The organism is Mesorhizobium sp. C264A, from assembly GCF_040324515.1.
Classification (GTDB): Bacteria; Pseudomonadota; Alphaproteobacteria; order Rhizobiales; family Rhizobiaceae; genus Mesorhizobium.
This window is the reverse complement of record NZ_JAMYVY010000001.1, coordinates 2589259-2607422: the sequence shown is the minus strand read 5'-3', so window position 1 is coordinate 2607422 and position 18164 is coordinate 2589259. Positions and strand designations below refer to the sequence as shown.

At 64.7% G+C, this 18164-nt stretch carries 17 protein-coding genes and 1 pseudogene; 12 read left to right on the top strand and 6 right to left on the bottom strand.

What is annotated here, in order from left to right; translation table 11 throughout:
* Positions 1 to 18: 18 nt before the first annotated feature.
* Positions 19 to 1479 (bottom strand): phospholipase D-like domain-containing protein, encoded by a 1461-nt coding sequence (locus NKL04_RS12810; protein WP_023700604.1) that lies wholly within the window; start codon positions 1477 to 1479, stop codon positions 19 to 21.
* 71 nt (positions 1480 to 1550) lie between these two features.
* Entirely contained in the window at positions 1551 to 2120 is a 570-nt protein-coding gene (gene efp, locus NKL04_RS12805; protein ID WP_023682947.1) for an elongation factor P, read from the bottom strand.
* Between the two features lie 129 nt (positions 2121 to 2249).
* Between efp and epmA the strand changes: the two genes are divergently transcribed.
* The 8 genes from epmA to NKL04_RS12765 all read left to right on the top strand — a co-directional run bounded on the left by epmA (position 2250) and on the right by NKL04_RS12765 (position 9654).
* Complete coding sequence (epmA, locus tag NKL04_RS12800; protein WP_023700603.1) at positions 2250 to 3296, top strand: EF-P lysine aminoacylase EpmA; 1047 nt, start codon at positions 2250 to 2252, stop codon at positions 3294 to 3296.
* Positions 3297 to 3495: 199 nt separating this feature from the next.
* A complete protein-coding gene (locus NKL04_RS12795) occupies positions 3496 to 4839 on the top strand; it encodes a TldD/PmbA family protein (RefSeq protein ID WP_023816274.1) in 1344 nt (447 codons plus the stop codon).
* Positions 4826 to 5632, top strand: a complete 807-nt coding sequence (locus NKL04_RS12790; protein WP_023671574.1) for a 3'(2'),5'-bisphosphate nucleotidase CysQ — start codon at positions 4826 to 4828, stop codon at positions 5630 to 5632. Before NKL04_RS12795 ends, NKL04_RS12790 begins: the two co-directional genes overlap by 14 nt.
* Before the next feature lie 68 nt (positions 5633 to 5700).
* Positions 5701 to 5946, top strand: a complete 246-nt coding sequence (locus NKL04_RS12785) for a DUF4170 domain-containing protein (protein WP_023671575.1) — start codon at positions 5701 to 5703, stop codon at positions 5944 to 5946.
* Between the two features lie 5 nt (positions 5947 to 5951).
* Positions 5952 to 6740 (top strand): lysophospholipid acyltransferase family protein, encoded by a 789-nt coding sequence (locus tag NKL04_RS12780; RefSeq protein ID WP_023671576.1) that lies wholly within the window; start codon positions 5952 to 5954, stop codon positions 6738 to 6740.
* The gene (gene waaA, locus NKL04_RS12775) at positions 6737 to 8053 is read left to right on the top strand and encodes a lipid IV(A) 3-deoxy-D-manno-octulosonic acid transferase (protein WP_023671577.1); all 1317 of its coding nucleotides are present in this window, start codon (positions 6737 to 6739) and stop codon (positions 8051 to 8053) included. Before NKL04_RS12780 ends, waaA begins: the two co-directional genes overlap by 4 nt.
* Positions 8054 to 9082: a tetraacyldisaccharide 4'-kinase gene (gene lpxK / locus NKL04_RS12770; protein WP_023671578.1), complete on the top strand. Its 1029-nt coding sequence runs from the start codon at positions 8054 to 8056 to the stop codon at positions 9080 to 9082.
* An 89-nt stretch (positions 9083 to 9171) separates the two neighbouring features.
* A complete protein-coding gene (locus NKL04_RS12765) occupies positions 9172 to 9654 on the top strand; it encodes a PM0630 family protein (RefSeq protein ID WP_155922435.1) in 483 nt (160 codons plus the stop codon).
* Between the two features lie 60 nt (positions 9655 to 9714).
* Here NKL04_RS12765 and NKL04_RS12760 read toward each other — a convergent pair.
* Positions 9715 to 9947: pseudogene (locus NKL04_RS12760) on the bottom strand (DUF2093 domain-containing protein).
* Between the two features lie 112 nt (positions 9948 to 10059).
* Between NKL04_RS12760 and NKL04_RS12755 the strand changes: the two are divergent.
* A complete protein-coding gene (locus NKL04_RS12755) occupies positions 10060 to 10665 on the top strand; it encodes a hypothetical protein (RefSeq protein ID WP_023671581.1) in 606 nt (201 codons plus the stop codon).
* 17 nt (positions 10666 to 10682) lie between these two features.
* Here NKL04_RS12755 and NKL04_RS12750 read toward each other — a convergent pair whose 3' ends face one another.
* The gene (locus NKL04_RS12750; RefSeq protein WP_023702315.1) at positions 10683 to 11588 is read right to left on the bottom strand and encodes a LysR family transcriptional regulator; all 906 of its coding nucleotides are present in this window, start codon (positions 11586 to 11588) and stop codon (positions 10683 to 10685) included.
* A 113-nt stretch (positions 11589 to 11701) separates the two neighbouring features.
* Here NKL04_RS12750 and NKL04_RS12745 point away from each other — a divergent pair, with 113 nt between their 5' ends.
* On the top strand, positions 11702 to 12595 hold the full coding sequence (locus NKL04_RS12745) for a DMT family transporter (protein ID WP_023671583.1): 894 nt from the start codon (positions 11702 to 11704) through the stop codon (positions 12593 to 12595).
* Between the two features lie 110 nt (positions 12596 to 12705).
* A complete protein-coding gene (locus NKL04_RS12740) occupies positions 12706 to 13467 on the top strand; it encodes a hypothetical protein (RefSeq protein WP_023702314.1) in 762 nt (253 codons plus the stop codon).
* 25 nt (positions 13468 to 13492) lie between these two features.
* Here NKL04_RS12740 and mutL read toward each other — a convergent pair whose 3' ends face one another.
* Together mutL and NKL04_RS12730 are read right to left on the bottom strand one after the other, a co-directional pair.
* A complete protein-coding gene (gene mutL / locus NKL04_RS12735; protein ID WP_023702313.1) occupies positions 13493 to 15346 on the bottom strand; it encodes a DNA mismatch repair endonuclease MutL in 1854 nt (617 codons plus the stop codon).
* A gap of 273 nt (positions 15347 to 15619) precedes the next feature.
* Positions 15620 to 16522: a LysR substrate-binding domain-containing protein gene (locus tag NKL04_RS12730; RefSeq protein ID WP_023702312.1), complete on the bottom strand. Its 903-nt coding sequence runs from the start codon at positions 16520 to 16522 to the stop codon at positions 15620 to 15622.
* 89 nt (positions 16523 to 16611) lie between these two features.
* On the opposite strand from NKL04_RS12730, the gene NKL04_RS12725 reads away from it, so the two are divergent.
* Entirely contained in the window at positions 16612 to 18162 is a 1551-nt protein-coding gene (locus NKL04_RS12725) for a trimethylamine methyltransferase family protein (protein ID WP_023702311.1), read from the top strand.
* Positions 18163 to 18164 lie beyond the last annotated feature (2 nt).

Genomic DNA, 18164 nt, shown 5'->3' with positions numbered 1-18164 from the left:
GTTCAATCTGTCCTGATTCTAAAGATAGGGCGATCCCAGCCATAACAACCGGTCAAAAACCCGGATGACAAATGGCCGCGCTCTTAGGGTTGCGAGTGTGACGGGTTTGGCGGAAGCGATTGCCGCTCCGATGCGCCCCTCGATCTCGGCGGCAAAGCCGGTATCCAGCACCTCCAGGTCGATTTCGAAATTCAGCCGCAGCGACCGGGCGTCGAGGTTGGAGGAGCCTACATAGGCCCACACGCCATCGACCGACAACAGCTTCGAATGGTCGAACGACCCTTCATGGCGCCAGACGCGGCAATAGTGCTTCAGCACCTGGTCGTACTGCGCCGTCATGGCGCGGCCGACCAGGAAGAGATTGTTGACCGCGGGCACGACGATGTCGATCTCGACGCCGCGCCGGGCAGCCGTGACCAGCGCGCTGACAAATTCCCGGTCCGGCAGGAAATAGGGCGACATGATGCGGATCGATTTGCGGGCGACGGAAAATGCCCCCGTCAGCAATTTGTGGTTGGTTTCGATGCTGGCGTCCGGCCCCGACGCCACGGCCCGCACCAGGATCGGCTGACCGGGTGGCGGCGAGGGCTTTTCTACGTGCCAAACCTCGTCCTTGAGCGCCTCGTTGCCGGCAAAACGCCAGTCTTCGGCGGCAACCGCGAACAGGTCGGCCACGACCGGCCCCGTCACCTGGAAATGCGTATCCGCCGAACTGGCGCTGCCGGCGAATTCGGCCGAAAATCCCTTGCGGATGTTCATGCCTCCCGTGAACGCCACCACACCGTCGACGATCAGGATTTTTCTGTGCGTCCTCAAATTCGCATAGGGAAGTCTCAGGCCCATGACGATGTTGCCGTTGAACAGATCGACGGTGACGCCGGCTTCCCGGAGTGTCCCAAGGATGCTGGGCACGGAATAGCGCACGCCGACCGCATCGATCAGCACGCGAACCGTCACACCGCGCCGGACCGCGCCGGCCAGCGATCCGACAAAACGTCGTCCGATCTCGTCATTGTCGAAGATGTAGGTCTCGAGCAGAATGCTGCGCTGTGCGCTGTCTATCGCCCGGCACATTGCTGCGTAAGCTTCGTCGCCGGTCCTGAGGATCGTGATCGCGTTTGCCGACGTCAGTGCGCGCCGCGCCACCCTGTCGCCTAGCGTCTTCAGGCCGGCAAAGCGCTGGCCGAATTCGGCTGAGATGAGTGTTTCGAGCGCAATGTCGTGGTCGTGTTTGGCTGTCTCGGCTTCACCGGCGACGGGCCGCATGGCGCTGATCGTGGCGCGGCGGATGCGGTTGATGCCGGCAATGGCATAGATGATCGCGCCAAGGAATGGCGACAAGATCATCACGCCGACCCAGCCGGTGGCGGCGCGCACGTCTTCCTTGGTCATGATTGCGTGGACGATGCCGATGGCGGCCATCAGCATCGGAATGATCACAAGGATCAGAGGCCAGTAGGTCACAAAGGTCTGCCACATCGGCAGGACTATCGAGCCAGCGGCCGCAGAAGGCAATGCAACGGATCAACCAGGACGGAGGCGCTCGCGCCTCAGTCCTTCGCCCGCTCCACATAAGCGCCATCGGCCGTCATCACCACCACGCGGGTACCCGGCGCGATGTGCGGCGGCACCAGCGTGCGCACGCCGTTGGAAAGCACGGCCGGCTTGTATGACGAGGACGCCGTCTGGCCTTTGGTCGTCGGCTCCGTCTCGACCACTTCGAAAGTAGCGCGCTGCGGCAGCACCAGGGCTATGGCGATGCCGTTGAACTGCGAAATCTGCACCGCCATGCCTTCGAGCAGGTAGGGCGCCATGTCGCCGACCACGCTTTCCGGCACCGCGACCTGGTCGTAGCTTTCCGGGTTCATGAAGTGATACCCCTCGGCGTCGGCGTAGAGGAAGGTGTGCTCGCGCTCCTCGACATAGGCGCGCTCGACCTGCTCGGTGGTGCGGTAGCGCTCCGAAACCTTCACCCCGTCGGAGATGCGGCGCATGTCGAGCTGGGTGACCGGCGTACCCTTGCCAGGGTGGATGTTTTCGGCAAAGAGGATCACGTAAAGCTTGCCGTCCTTGTCGACGACATTGCCTTTACGGAGCGAACTGGCGATGACCTTCACCACGGTTTTCAATCCTAGACTTCGTTGGCCTGAAACGATCGTTCGGCGCAAATCGGCTGCGAGAGCCGTCGCCGTAGCGCATCTTGGCCCGAACCGCCAGCCCTGTCAGCAATTCCGTTGCCCGGCAAACCCATGACTGGCGCTTCGCCCTGGTGGACGCCGGATGTTCACGCCGACCGCCGGCCGCGGCTGATGGCCCGCAACGCCATAGCTGCCGCCATGCGCGGCTGGTTTGGCGAGCGCGACTTCATCGAGGTCGAGACGGCGGCATTGCAGATTTCGCCCGGCAACGAGGCGCATCTCTCAGCCTTCGCCACCGAGGCGATCGGCGCCGACGGCGCGCGCCGGCCGCTTTATCTCCACACCTCGCCGGAGTTCGCCTGCAAGAAGCTGCTGGCCGCCGGTGAGCGGCGCATCTTCAGCCTGGGCGCCGTCTGGCGCAACCGCGAGCGCGGCCCCTTGCACCATCCCGAATTCACCATGCTGGAATGGTATCGGGTCGGCGAAACCTATGACAGCCTGATGGCCGATTGCGCCGAACTGCTGAAGCTGGCAGCCGAGCGGGCCGGCGCCAAAACCTTCCGCTTTCGCGGCCGCGAGGCCGATCCGTTCGCCGAACCGGAACGCGTGAGCGTGGCGGAAGCTTTTGCGCGTTACGCCGGCATCGATCTTCTTGCCACCGTTTCTGCCGATGGCGGCACAGACCGCGCCGCACTCCATGATGCTCTGGTCAAGGCCGGCCTGCGCACGGCCGACGATGACAACTGGGCCGATTTGTTCAGCCGCGTGATGGTGGAAAAGGTCGAACCGATGCTGGGGCAGGGGCGGGCCACAATCCTCTATGGCTATCCGATCTCCGAGGCCGCCTTGGCCCGGCCGAGCGCGGAGGACCAGCGCGTGGCCGAGCGCTTCGAGCTCTATTGCTGCGGCGTCGAGCTCGCCAATGCTTTCGGCGAACTGACCGATCCGGCCGAGCAGCGCCGGCGCTTTGCCGCCGAGATGGACGAGAAGGAGCGCGTCTATGGCGAGCGCTATCCGCTGGATGAGGATTTTCTCGCCGCCCTCGCCATCATGCCGCAAGCCAGCGGCTCGGCGCTTGGCTTCGATCGGCTGGTGATGCTGGCAACGGGCGCGACGAGGATCGATGACGTGATCTGGACGCCGGTCGCCACTCCTTGACGGAAATCGGCCTCGGTTAAACTCACAAACCGGTCAAGCCGCGCGTCTGTGGCGGCCGCCGCGGATGGGCTTTGCGGGCCGCTTGGGCGCTATGCCGCAGCGGGACAATTGCCCGTGCGCCATTGCACAAGCCGCATTGGGACAATAGATGGTGCAACAGCCGCTACCGCCCGGCGCGGCTTCAGCCAGGACCATGCGCATGACCGATACACCAGAGGCAGCGAAATTGACCGACCGCGTCGCGGCACTGGTCGAGGCTGCCAAGCGGGCCGGCGCCGACGCCGCCGACGCGGTTGCCGTGCGCGGCCGCTCGATCGGCGTGTCGGTGCGGCTGGGCAAGGTCGAGAACACTGAGGCGTCCGAGGGCGACGATGTCTCGCTGCGCGTCTTCGTCGGCAACCGGGTGGCGAGCGTCTCGGCGACGGCGGCATCGGACCCCAAGGCATTGGCCGAGCGCGCCGTGGCCATGGCCAAAGTCTCGCCCGAGGACCCCTATCAGGGTCTCGCCGATCCGGCTTTGCTGGTCGGCAAGGTGCGCGACCTCGATCTGTTCGACGCCACCGAGGTTTCGGCCGATCAGTTGAAGGAAGCGGCCCTGGCCGCCGAGGAAGCGGCCCTTGCAGTCAAGGGCGTCACCAATTCGGCCGGCAGCGGCGCCAGCGCAGGCCTCGGCGGGCTGGTGCTTGCCACGTCGAACGGCTTCGTCGGCCACTATGTCGCGTCGCGCTTTTCGCGTTCGGCCAGCGTGATTGCGGGCGAAGGCACCGGCATGGAGCGCGACTACGAATACTCTTCGAACCAGCATTTTTCCGATCTGGACGCACCGGAATTGATCGGCCGCAAGGCCGGCGAGCGCGCCGTGCGCCGCCTCGGCGCCCGCAAGGCGGCGACCGGTCCGGTCAACGTGGTGTTCGATCCGCGCGTCGCGCGCGGCATTGCCGGTCATCTCGCCGGCGCCATCAACGGCGCTTCGGTGGCGCGCAAGACGAGTTTTTTGCGCGAGATGATGGGCAAGCAGGTTGCGTCGGCTGCCATCACCGTCACCGACGAGCCGCTACGGCGTCGCGGCCAGGCCTCGCGCCCGTTCGACGGCGAAGGCGTCGAGGGCGAAAAGCTGTTGATGGTCGAGAACGGCGTGCTGAAGCACTGGTTCCTGTCGACGTCCGCCGCGCGGGAATTGGGGCTGACCACCAACGGACGCGGCGCGCGCAGCGGCTCGTCGGTATCGCCGTCTTCGACCAATCTCGCCATCGAGCCGGGCGACAGGACGCCGGAAGACCTGATCAGGTCGCTGAAATCCGGCTTTTATGTCACTGAAGTGTTCGGCCAGGGCGTCGACATGGTGACCGGCGAATACAGCCGTGGCGCATCCGGCTTCTGGATCGACAATGGTGAGCTTGCCTATCCGGTGGCCGAGGTGACCATCGCCTCCAATTTGAAGACGATGTTCCTCAATATGGTTCCGGCGAGCGATCTTGACCGCGATTTCGGCACTGCCGCACCGACGCTGCTGATCGAAGGAATGACCCTTGCCGGAGCGTGACCCGGTCATATCGGCCGGGGCCTCGGAAGACCTCGATCTGCTGCGCGACGCCGCCCGCGAGGCGGGCGCGATCGCCATGCGCTATTTCGGCAAGAACCCGCAAGTGTGGATGAAAGGCGGCACCTCGCCGGTCAGCGAAGCCGACCACGCGGCGGACGCCTATCTTCGCGAGACCCTGCTGGCGGCGCGGCCGGACTATGGCTGGCTGTCGGAGGAAACGACTGACGATCCGGCACGGCTTCTGGCGCGGCGCACCTTTGTCGTCGACCCCATAGACGGCACCCGCGGCTTCCTCGAAGGTCTGCGCTCGTGGTGCGTCAGCGTCGCGGTGGTCGAGAATGGCCGCACGCTCACCGGTGTGCTCGAATGTCCGGCCAAGGGCGAAACCTATTGGGCGCTGCCTGGCCATGGAGCTTTCCGCAACGGCAAGCCGATTGCCGTGCGCGGCCTGGGTAAGACGGTCGAGATCGGCGGGCTGAAGCAGTTGATCGACCTGATGCCGGCGCAATGGCAAAGCCGGGTGCGGCGCGCGGCGCACATTCCCTCTCTCGCCTACCGGCTGGCGATGGTCGCCAACGGCACGCTCGACGCAACCTTCGTCAAGCCCAACGCGCATGACTGGGATATCGCCGCCGCCGATCTCATCTTGCGCGAGGCTGGCGGCGCCGTGCTCGACGGCCATGGCCGCGCGCCGCTTTATGCCGGGGAGATCATCCGTCACGGCGCGCTGGTCGCCGGCAGCGGGCAGCTGCTGACCGTGCTTGCCGGCGTCATTGCCGATACGGAAGCGTGATCGAAGGTTCCAAAGTCGGCAGCTTTGGGCTAGACCTGTCGCAAACTCACAATATGTGAAGGACCGAAATGGCCGCGGAAGACGGAAAGAAACAGCTTTTGCACCTGGTGTTCGGCGGCGAGCTGAAGCAACTGGGAGGCACCGAGTTCCGCGATCTCGACGCGCTCGACATCGTTGGCGTCTATCCGGACTATCAAACCGCGCACACCGCGTGGAAGGCCAAGGCGCAAGCCAGCGTGGACAATGCCCATATGCGCTATTTCGTCGTCCATCTGCACCGGCTGCTCGACCCTGAAAGCAAGGCCGCCGGTTGACAGTGATGGAGCATGAAGCGGTGAAAGGGCAGCCCACCGGCGCCGCGGTCCGAAGAAGACGCGGCGGCAGTTCGAAGACGTTCTGGCGCAAGATCCGCGAGCCGTTGGCGCAGTCGCGAATCGTCAAGAGCATCATCGTCAGCCTGCTCGCCCAGTTCGTCCGCCTGGTGCGCCTGACCAACCGCGTGGTCGAAGGCTCGGCTAAATTTTCAGGCGGCGACTACGCCGAATTCGAACCCGGCATCATCGCGCTCTGGCATGGCCAGCATCTGCTGACCCCAGCCTATTATCCCAAGGGACGGCCGCTGGTCGCCATGGTCTCGCGCAGCGCCGACGCCGAACTCAACGCGCTGATGATCGAAAAATTCGGCATCGAGGCGGTGCGCGGCTCCGGCGGGCGTGAAAGCACGAAGCATCTCGACAAGGGCGGCGCCAAGGCGCTCATCGCCCTGAAAAAGTCACTCGTCGCCGGCAAGAACGTCGCCATGATCGCCGACATTCCCCACGGCACGCCGCGCGACGCGGGGCTTGGTATCGTTCTGCTGGCACGCCTTTCCGGCCGGCCGATCATGCCTGCCGCCATCGCCACCAGCCGCCGCAAGGTGCTGGAAAGAAGCTGGGACAAGACCACCATCAACCTGCCGTTCGGCCGCTCCTCGATCGTCATCGGAACGCCGGTTTTCGTGCCGGCCAATGCCGACGAGGCCGAAATGGAGCGCAAGCGCCAGGAAGTCACGGCCGCGCTCAATGCCGCGACCGCCGAGGCCTATCGGCTCGTGGACGGCAGGCCATGAGCGTCGGCTGGGCGCGCGCCTTCCTGGCGGCGTACCGCCTTGCCGGTGCCGCCGCCTATCCGCTGATGGGTCCCTATGTCGCCTGGCGCACATCGCAGGGCAAGGAAGACCGCAGCCGCAGCCGTGAGCGCTACGGCGTTGCCGGGCGGCCGCGCCCTGAAGGGCCGGTGATCTGGATCCATGCGGCAAGCGTCGGCGAGACCCTTGCGGTCGTGCCGCTGGTGCAAAGCATCCTCGACTACGGTGTCAACATCGTGCTGACGACGGGCACCGTCACTTCGGCGCAGGTTGCCGACGAACGGCTGGGCGACCGCATCATCCACCAATATGTTCCGCTCGACCTGAAGCCGGCCGTCAGCCGCTTTCTCGATCACTGGCGGCCGGACCTGGCGATCATCGCCGAATCCGAGATATGGCCGATGACCATCCTCGAGCTCGGCGCCCGACACGTGCCGCAGGTGCTGGTCAACGGCCGGCTGTCCGACCGTTCGTTCAAATCCTGGAAGAAGCGCGCCAACATCGCCGAGGCGCTGTTCGAGAACCTCGCACATGTCGTTGCCCAGTCGGATGTCGACGGCGAACGGTTTCGCGCGCTTGGCGCCCGGCCGGTCACCGTGTCCGGCAACCTCAAGGTCGACACCTTGCCGCCGCCCGTCGACGAACGGGCGCTGGCGACGCTGAAGCGCCAGATCGCCGGCCGCCCGACCTGGGCGGCAATTTCGACCCATGACGGCGAGGAGGTGGTCGCGGCGGAAGTCCACGCCACGCTCTACAAGCGCCACCATGGCCTGCTGACAATCATCGTCCCGCGCCATCCCGACCGCGCCGAAGCGCTGGCAGCACAGATTTCCGGCATGGGCCTGAAGCTGGCGCGGCGCAGCAAGGGGGACCGGATCACCGCCGACACCGATATCCTCCTTGGCGATACGATCGGCGAGATGGGGCTTTATCTCCGGCTGACGGAAATCGCCTTTGTCGGCCGCTCGCTGACCTCGGAAGGCGGCCAGAATCCGCTGGAGCCGGCCATGCTCGACACCGCTGTGCTGGCCGGCCGCAACGTCCAGAATTTTCGCGAGGCCTATCAGCGCCTGCTCGACAGTGGCGGCGCCAAGCTGGTGCGCGACCGCGACATGCTGGCCGGCGCCGTCAATTTCCTGCTGAGCAATGAAGTTGCGCGCCATGAGATGATGGCGGCCGGTGCCGCCACAGTCGACCAGATGCGCGGTGCGCTGGCGCACACGCTGAAGTCGCTCGAGCCTTATATCCAGCCATTGATCGTCAAGTCGCGCCTGAAGGGCGCCGACGGGCGATAGGTGGCGTCGGAAGCACCACCTTTCTGGTGGGAAGCGCCGGACTGGCGGGTCTTTGCGCTGTCGCCGCTATCAGCGGTCTATGGCATGGTCGCCGGCCGCCATATGCATCGGGCGATACGTCAAAAGATCGACGCGCCAGTGCTTTGCGTCGGCAACTTCACCGTCGGCGGCAGCGGCAAGACGCCGGTCGCCATCGCGCTGGCCAAGCAGGCCAGGCGCATGCAGCTCAATCCCGGATTCCTGTCGCGCGGCCATGGCGGCTCGTTTGCGCAGCCGCATGTCGTCGATGCCAGTCACGACGCCGCCAAGCATGTCGGCGACGAGCCGCTGCTTCTGGCCGAGCACGCGCCGGTTGCGGTAAGCCCGAACCGCGCCGCCGGCGCCAAGCTGCTCATGGAAGCCCATGGCTGCGATTTCCTGATCATGGATGACGGTTTTCAGAGCGCGCGCATCCATATCGACTATGCGCTGGTCGTCGTCGACGCCCGCTACGGCATCGGCAATGGCCGCGTCATTCCGGGTGGGCCGCTGCGCGCCAACGTCGTCGACCAACTGGTGTTCACCGATGGGCTGTTGAAGATGGGCGAGGGCACCGCCGCCGACCAGGTCGTGCGCCAGGCGGCGCGCGCCGGCCGGCCGATCTTCGAGGCGCATGCTGAACCGGGCGGCAAGGAGCGGTTCGCCGGCCGGCGGTTCCTCGCCTTTGCCGGCATCGGCCATCCCGAAAAATTCTTCGAGACGCTGCGCGGCACGGGCGCGGAAGTGGCGCTGAGCCGGTCGTTTCCGGACCATCATTTTTATGCCCCCGACGAACTCGCCGAACTGGCGGCAACCGCGCGCCGTGAGGGACTGGGCCTCGTGACCACCGCCAAGGACGCAGCCCGGCTGCGCCATGGCGCAGCCTCGGCTGAATTCCTTGGTCAACTCGACGTGCTGGAGATAGACGCCACGTTCGAACTCGACAATGTGCCGGAGCGGATCATCGATGAGACGCTGGATGCCTGGAGACAGCGCCGGCTGCGAGGGTAGGGCGCTCCCGCGTTGACACAGGATATTTCTCGCCGCTTATCACAATTATAAGTCAGACCGGCTTCAGCGCGGGGGGTGGAATGGTTAGGTTGCGGGCACTCTTTGTGGGCTTTGTTCTTGTGGCGATGGCGAACCCATCTTCGGCGCAGGCACCCACCGCGACCGACAGCGAATTTCTGGTCTCGGTCACCGAAGCGGACGGTGCTACCCACGTTCGGCCCTCAAACATTGTACCGCTTATCCCCGATAGCGCCTGCTTTGAATGGCGCGTACGTCTGGCGCAAGGCGACAGACTGGTATCGGTCACCGAGGTGTTCGCGCTTCCCGCGGAGCCCAGGCAGTGGGGTGGTATCGACGGAAACGAATACAGCTTGAGCAAGCTATCGGGCGATCGAAGGGTCTCCGAGACCACCATGTTCTACAAACCGCAGGACGGATGGATCTCGCATGGGTGGTGCATGGCCGAGGGTGATCCGATCGGGCCGTATTCCATCAAAGTGCTTGTCGGAGATCGGCTTGTTCATAAATTCGACTTTTCGGTCGAAAACGCGCCGGCATCCTCAAAGCCATAGTCCTGCAGGCGTTCCAGGAAAATCAGATCGACGGTGAGCCTTGCTTTCCGGTGTGCCGATCTAGCCCCGGCTGCGCAGGTCCGGATGCGTTTCGATCTCGCGGCGCAGCGAGGCGGCGGCGCTGACATAGGGCTCCTGCCTGGCGACGCTCCAATATTTGAGCTCGTCCAGCGGAATGCTCTCACCGGTCACAGCGCAGCGCACGAATGCGCCGGGCTGGTGACCTGGAAGTCGCCGTCGAGATAGCGGATCCGGGCTTCCTTGCCGCCAGGGCCTTCGAAGCGGTTCATCATGGGTGGTGCCAGAGTTCATGCTGATTTCATCGCCATAAATTGCCGGCAAGGTCAAGCTTGACGCAATGCTGAGGCGCTATTGTCGGCTCCAAACCATTCTTATGGGACCGGCATGGACATTTCATCCGCCCGCCTGACTGCGCTGCTGCGCGAGGCCATGATATTGGCAGCGGTGCCGTCGGCGAAGGCCGATCCGGCGAAAGCAGCACTTATAAAGGCGCTGGTGCAGCCGCCGACGCCATCCGGTGCGCCTTTGCAGCCGGCAGCGGCGCCGGCGCTGCAGGCGCTGTTGTCCGCAGCCGTCGCAAAGGGGCAGCAGACGGGTTCAGCCGAGATCCTGCAGGCCTATCTGGCGCTTGCCGAACCGGGTGACGCGGCGCCCGACGATTTCGGGCCGACAACGGCTGCGACAGGCAAGGCGACGCCAGCCAACGACGATGCACAGCGCGGTCTGCCGGTGCCGCCGGCCAGGGCCGATGATGGCGCTGCCGCAAAGCCGGCAGGACTGCCCTGGTTTGCGCTTCTCGCACCGGGGGTTTCGCCGCCGCGCCGCGCCTCCGCCACCGACGCGGCGGCGAAGCGGGGGCAGGCGATGTCTGGGTCGAATGACACGGTCCAGCCCGAAGGCCGGCAGCAGATGCGTGTCGGCCTGATGGCGCTGGCAGCCGGGTTTCTGGCCGTCGCCATTGTCGGGCTCGCCTTGCTGGTGCTTGGCTGAGCACCGAACGATCGCCGCTATCGCTCGGCTTCGAGGAAAGCTTCCATCTTGTCCATCGCCAGCCCCGCCTCGACAGCGATACGGCGTGAAAGTTCGGCGGCAGCCGTACGCGGCCGCCCCAGCGGCCGGTCCAGCCAGTACGACACCGGGTTCAGCGCCGTGCGCTCGTCGACGGCGACGATGCGGCCTGCCTCCAACTGGTGTCCGGTCAGCGGCGGCCGCGCCAGCGCGATGCCGAGCCCGTAAGCTGCGGCGTCGAGCACCAGATTGTAGTCCTCGAAGCGGCGATCCTGCGGGCGCGGGCGGTAGTCCATCCCTTGCGCGGCAAACCAGGCACGCCAACCCGAAGCGTCGGAATCGTTGATCAGTGGAAACCTCAGCAGCCGGGCCGGGTCGCCGCGGCCGATCTCGCGGGCAAGGCCGGGCGCGGCGACGGGAAAGACATGTTCCTCGAACAGCTTCACCGAGATGCGGCCCGGAATGCCCCCGCGGCCGCAGCGGACCGACAGGTCGATGCCTTCATCGGCAAGGTCGCCCTGGCGGATGTCGACGTCGAGCACGATGCGCAGCTTGGTTGGATTGTTCTCCAGCGCCGCCATGCGTGGCATCAGCCACAGCCCGCTGACGGAGGGTATCGAGGTCAGCCGCACCACGGCGGTGCCGCGCGGCTCGACCCAGCGGTCGGAATGGCTGGAGATCAGCGCAAAGGCTTCCGCCGTGCGCAGATGCAGGCGGTTGCCCTCGATGGTCAGCGAGACGCCGCGCGCGCCGCGGTCGAACACTTTCAAGCCCAGCCAGTCCTCCAGCTTGGCGATCTGCCGGCTGACGGCGCCGTGGGTGATGTTGAGCTTCTCGGCCGCGGCCGAAAAGCTCCCCGTTCGCGCCGCCGCATCGAAGGCGCGCAGGGTCTCGAGCGGCACCATTGTGTCTGAGCTGTGATCCACAGTCACAGGTGATCCTCGATTTGATCGTTTGTCAACGGCGCCGAAAAGGCGCTTTCTGCCTTTCAACACTCTGGGAACCCGAGGACAGGCAGATGAGCGCAACGACCAGCACGTCGAATCCGACACAGCGGATGGACACCACGGCGGCCATCGCCGTGGCCTTGACGGTGGTCGGCTGGGCCTCGGCCTTTCCCGCGATCCGTGCCGGCCTCGCCGCTTTCGGGCCGCTGGAACTCGGTGCGTTGCGCTTTGCCATTGCCGCGGTGCCGGCGGCGATCTTTCTTGCCGTCAAGCGCCCGGCGCTGCCGAGGCTCGACGAAGTGTGGCGCCTGGTCTTTGGCGGCGCCATCTTCGTCGCGCTCTACACTGTCATGCTCAATTTCGGCGAATTGACGGTTTCGGCGGGTGCCGCCGGTTTCATCATCAATGTCAGCCCGATCTTCACCGCCATCATGGCAATGGCATTGCTCGGCGAGCGCTTCTCAAGCTGGGCCTGGTTCGGCACGGCGATTTCTTTCGCCGGCATCGGCATCATCGCTGTGGCTGACGGCAATGGCTTGAGTTTCGACACCGGCGCGCTGCTGGTTCTTGGCTCCGCGCTGTGCTCGGCCGTCAACACGATCGTCCAGAAGCCGCTCTTTGCCCGCCATCACCCGCTGACCATTTCGGCCTCGAACATGATTCTTGGCGCTCTTTGCCTGGCACCCTTTCTGCCGAGCGGCTTTGCGCAGGCCGCGGTCGCCAACACGGCCGGTATCGGCGCCGTGATCTTTCTTGGCATCGTGCCCAGCCTGATCGCCTATGCCGCCTGGGCAACCGCACTGTCGCGTCTTCCGGCAGCGCGCGCGTCGAACTTCCTCTATCTGGTCTCGCCCATGTCAGCCCTGATCGGCTTCTTCTGGCTGGGCGAAGTGCCGACGCTACTTGGTATCCTCGGCGGCGCACTGGCGCTGGGCGGCGTGATCGTGGTGAATTTAAAGCGTTAAAACAAATGATTTGAGCTGTTTTCGGACTCAAACCGGGAACCGCATTCCATCAGAATGCAGACACCCAGAGGAAGGACAGCTGTGGTATGCTGCCTTCACTGGGGGACGGAATGGGAAGACTGTTCATATCGGCAATTTTTTGCGTTTTGCTGCTGACCGGGAAAGCCGCTGCGGGCTGGTATCAGGTCGAAAACTACGAAGGCTCCATCGGACCTAACCCCGTCCACCTATCGCTGCAGAGATATGACAGTTTCGGCAGCGGGATTACGGTCGAGGGGAGCTATTTCTACGACGCGAAGCAAAGCCCGATAGCGGTGTACGGCAAGATCAGTGGCACCAGCCTCTTCCTTTGCGAGATTGCGGACGACAGGGAGTTCGACAGGTTGCTGGTCATGGGATCGAAAACGCCCGTTGGCACCGCCGGATGTCCGTTTTCTCTTGACCTTGGCGAAAGCGGCGCAACAGGGACTTGGAGCAAGGGCTCGGACAAGTTCCCGATCACGCTGAAGAAGGTCGCAAGCCTCGACGATACCGGTGAGGCGAAGGTTGACGGCGCCGTCGAGATTCCCTTCTGGGCGCAGACAGCAACCCACAGATTTGCCGGGGTCTACGAGAAAGCGGGCTTTCTCGTCTGCATGAATAAGCTGCGGGTCATCGATAAGAAGAAAAAGAAGGTCGTTCAGGAGATCGCTTTCGATGACGACGATTGCGATGCCGGCATGCTGATGACTCCCATCTACATGAATGTTCAAAAACAGGTTGGGAGAAGCTTCGAGATAATCTCCGTGAATTTTCGCGGCGGTAGCGCCGGTTACTCAAGGGATTACGTTTTCTCTCATAGGTTCAAGGATTATCGCCTGTTGGTGAATTGAGCGTGTGCCCTGACCTGGCTTGTGCTCACCGCCGCCCAAACAGCCGCTCTATATCGGCGAGCTTGAGTTCGATATAGGTCGGGCGGCCGTGGTTGCAGGTGCCGGAGCCCGGCGTTGCTTCCATCTGGCGCAGCAGCGCGTTCATCTCCTCAGGCTTGAGCAGGCGGCCGGAGCGGACCGAGCCGTGGCAGGCCATAGTCGCGGCGATCTTGTCCAGTCGTTCCTTCAGCGTCTCGATCGTGTCGTTGTCGGCGATCTCGTCGGCAAGATCACGCACCAATTGCTGGACATTGGTTTCGCCGAGCATCGACGGCGTCTCGCGCACCGCCACCGCGCCGGGACCGAAACGCTCAATGCCGAGGCCGAACCGGGCCAGCGTTTCGGAATGCATGGCCAGCCGCTCGGCGTCCTCCTCCGGCAGGTCGACGATCTCCGGCAGAAGCAGCATCTGCGAGGGCACCGCGCGCGAGTGCAGGGCATTCTTCAGCGCCTCGTAGACCAGCCGCTCATGCGCCGCGTGCTGGTCGACGATGACAAGCGAATCCCTGGTCTGGGCGACGATGTAGTTCTCGTGGACCTGCGCGCGGGCGGCGCCCAGCGCGGTGCCGAGCAGCGTCTCGGCCGGCTCGGCTAAGCCGGCACGCGCATCGGCGCTGGCGAGCGGACCGGCGTCGAATGCAGCCTGGTCGTTTTCGCGGAAGCCGGCGCCGTCAAATCCCATATCCAGCGGCCGCTGTGGCGAGCGGTCAAAGCCCGAAAAGCCCGAGGCCCGGTAGGCCGCGTCATAACTGCGATGACCGTTGGCAGGACCCGCATGGGCGTAGGAGGCGGCTCCCGGCCGGAACGCCGCCACCATCCCGGCGGCCCCGCTGGTGGCGGCGCGGATGCCGGCATTGGCCAGCACCTCGCGGATGGCGCCGACGATCAGCCCGCGCACCAGGCCGGGATCGCGGAAGCGAACATCGGCCTTGGCTGGGTGGACATTGACGTCGACGGTCGCCGGATCAAGCGTCAGGAACAGCACCGTGACAGCATGCCGGTCGCGCGGCAGCACGTCGGCGAAGGCGCCGCGAATGGCGCCGGCGATCAGCTTGTCGCGCACCGGACGGCCGTTGACATAGGCATATTGCTGCAGCGCGTTGGCGCGGGTGAAGGACGGGATCGAGACGTGGCCGGTCAAGTGCACGCCGTCCCGGCTGGCGTCGATAGCGATGGAATTGTCGGGAAACTCGGCGCCCATGACTTGCGCGACGCGGCGCAGGCTGCCTTCCGCCGTGTCGTCGGTTGCCGGCAATTCCAGCGTCGAGCGGTCGGAGCCGGCGAGCGTAAAGCGCACGGCAGGGAAGGCGATGGCGATGCGCTTGACCACGTCGCTGGTGGCGGAGCTTTCGGCGCGCTCGCCCTTCATGAATTTGAGCCGCGCCGGCGTGGCGAAGAACAGGTCGCGCACCTCGACCGTGGTGCCGCGGTTGGCCGCCGCCGGTTTGACCGCCGAAACGCGGCCGCCTTCGATGGCGATCTCGGCTGCAGCGTCGCCTGCGGCCGTGCGCGAGCGAACCGACAGTCGCGACACCGAACCAATTGACGGCAATGCCTCGCCACGGAACCCGAGCGAGCGGATATCATGAATGTTGTCGGCAAGTTTCGAGGTGCAGTGGCGCGCAATGGCCAGCGCCAGTTCCTGTTCGGGGATACCGGAGCCGTCATCGGTGACGCGGATCAGGTTCAGCCCGCCGCCGGCAGTGACGACCTCGACGCGGGAGGCGCCGGCGTCGAGCGCGTTTTCGACCAGTTCCTTCACCACGCTCGCCGGACGCTCGATGACTTCGCCGGCGGCGATCTGGTTGATCATCGTTTCGGAAAGCTGGCGAATGGGCATGGGGGTATTATAGGCGGATTCGAAGGGTGTGCGGAAGGCTTCAATGAATGCCGGACATTGGAGACGCCAGCGGGACAGCACCCCCTCTGGCCTGCCGGCCATCTCCCCCGCAAGGAGGGAGATCAGATGTCACGACGGCTTTCGCCAATCTCCAATGCTTGAAGGGTGACGCGACATATGAACTGCCAATCTCCCCCCTTGCGGGGGAGATGTCCGGCAGGACAGAGGGGGGTGTGAAGGAACTCCGCGATAGTGACTACGCTGCAACCGATTTCAAGCCTGCGCTGCCAGCCAGTCCCTGACTTTCCGCGCATTCTCGCTCAGCTCACGGTTCTTAGGCCAAACCACATAGAACGCCTTGCCGGTCTTCAGCACATGATCGGTCACCGGCACCAGCAGCCCCGACGCCAGGAGCCGTTCGGCCAGATGCCGCCAGCCAAGCGCGATGCCCTGGCCTTCCATGACGCCCTGGATCACGAGGCCGTAATCGTTGATGCGCAGGCCGCGCGCGGTGTTGTCGAGGCTGCCGCCCGCCGACTGGAACCATTCGTCCCAGCTAGCCGCCTCGCGGTAGGGCTCCTCGAGGTGGATCAGGCGATGCGTCGCCAGCTCCGCGACGCTCCTCGGCATGCCGAATTTCGCCAGATAGCTGGCGCCAACCACCGGAAAAATCTCCTCGTCGGCCAGCGGCAGCGAATGATAATCGGCCCAGTCGCGCGGCTCGCCGCCGCGCACGGCGAGCGGGATGCCCTCGGCGATGATGTCGAGATCGCGGTCGGCGGTCTGGATGCGCAAGTCGATGCCCGGCAGTTCGTCGCGGAACTGCTGCAGGCGCGGCATCATCCAGAACGAGCCGAAGGCGGTCGACGCCGCCAGCGTGACATGGCCGCCGGTCGCCTGCAGGCGCAGATCCTCCGCCGATTTGCGGATATGCGACAGGCCGAGCGAGACGTCGGCATGGAAGCGTTCGCCCGCTTCTGTCAGGACGACCTGGCGGTGGCGGCGCTGGAACAGCTGCGCGCCAAGCTGTTCCTCCAACCCGCGCACCGCATAGGAGACGGCGGCCTGTGTCATGCCGAGCTCGCGCCCGGCAGCGGTGAAGCTCGACAGCCGGCCCGCCGCTTCGAAGACGATCAGGCTGCCGGCCGAGGGCAGGAGGTGGCGCAGGCTTCGCATAAGCTGAGCTTATACAAGAGATCAGGATTTTCCAGCATCACATCCATATTTCCTCTCGCTAACTTGGTTGGACGGAATGAGGAGGCTCCATGAACGCACCGGCCGCTGAACTGACCGAGCAAACCCACCGCCGCGGCGGCGGTCGCCTCGGACGCAAGGCGCTGAGGAGCGCCCCCGTCACCTCGTTCCCGACGCTGGTCCGCGAGATTCCCACCTACCAGATGGTCCCGGACGAGGCGGTGGAACTGATCCACCAGGAGTCGCTCGCCATCCTCGAAGAGGTCGGTTGCGAGTTCCGCGACGACGAGGCGATCGCCATGTGGAAGGCGGCGGGCGCCGACGTGTCCGAGACACGCGTCCGCATCGACCGCGGCCTGCTGATGGAACTGGTCGCGAAGGTTCCGTCCGAATTCACCCTCAATGCGCGTAATCCCGAGCGCACCGTGCGCGTCGGCGGCAAGAACTCCATCTTCGCGCCGATGTATGGCGCGCCTTACGTGCGCGACCTCGACAACAACCGGCGTTATGGCACGCTTGAAGACCTCAACAATTTCCACAAGCTGGCCTACATGGCCCCGGCGCTGCATTCGTCGAGTTCGATCATCTGCGAGCCGATGGAGATCGCGGTGCCGAAACGGCATCTCCACATCATCCATTCGGCGCTGAAGCATTCCGACAAGCCGTTCATGGGCATCGTTACTTCCAAAGACCGCGCCGAAGACACGATGGCGATGGCGGGCATCGTCTTTGGCGAAGATTTCGTTCGCGATAACCCGGTGCTGGTGTCGATTACCAACTGCAACTCGCCGCTGGTGTGGGACGCCACCATGCTGGACGCGATGAAGGTCTATGCGCGCAGCAATCAGCCGCTGATCCTGGCTCCCTTTGCGCTGTGCGGCGCATCGACTTCGGCCTCGGCCGTCGGCGCGGTGGCGCAGGTCAATGCCGAAGCACTGGCCGGCGTCGCTTTCACCCAACTGCTGCGCCCGGGTTCGCCGCAAATCTACGGCCAGTTCATGGTGACGGTCGACATGAAGACCGGCGCGCCGATGGGCGGCACGCCGGAAGCCGCCCAGATGATGTATCTGATGGGCGCGCTGGCGCGGAAATACGAACTGCCCTGGCGAACCTCCGGCTTCCATGTCGGCTCCAAACTCAACGACGCCCAGGCCGGCTATGAATCCAACATGCTGATGCATGCCGCCATCCTCGCCGGCGCCAATTATATCTGGCACTCCGCCGGCTGGTTGGAGGCCGGGCTGACATGCGGCTATTCGAAATTCGCCACCGACTGCGAGCAGCTTGTCGGCTGGTATAAATATGCCGGCGGCCTGCCGTTCGACGATTTCAAGGAGGCCATGGCGGCGATCCGCGAAGTCGGGCCGCAGGGCCATTTCCTCGGCACCCAGCACACGCTCGATCATTACGAGTCGGCATTCTTCATGCCCACCATCATGGATTTCAACTCCTACGAACAATGGAAGGCCGGAGGGGCGAAGGACCACGACACGCGCGGCCGCGAGAAAGCCCGCAACATGCTGGCCGACTATGAAGAGCCGAAACTCGATGAGGGCATTGCCGAGGGCCTCAGGGACTTTATCGCGCAGCGCGAAGAGAGGCTGCCCGACAGCGTTAGCTAAGA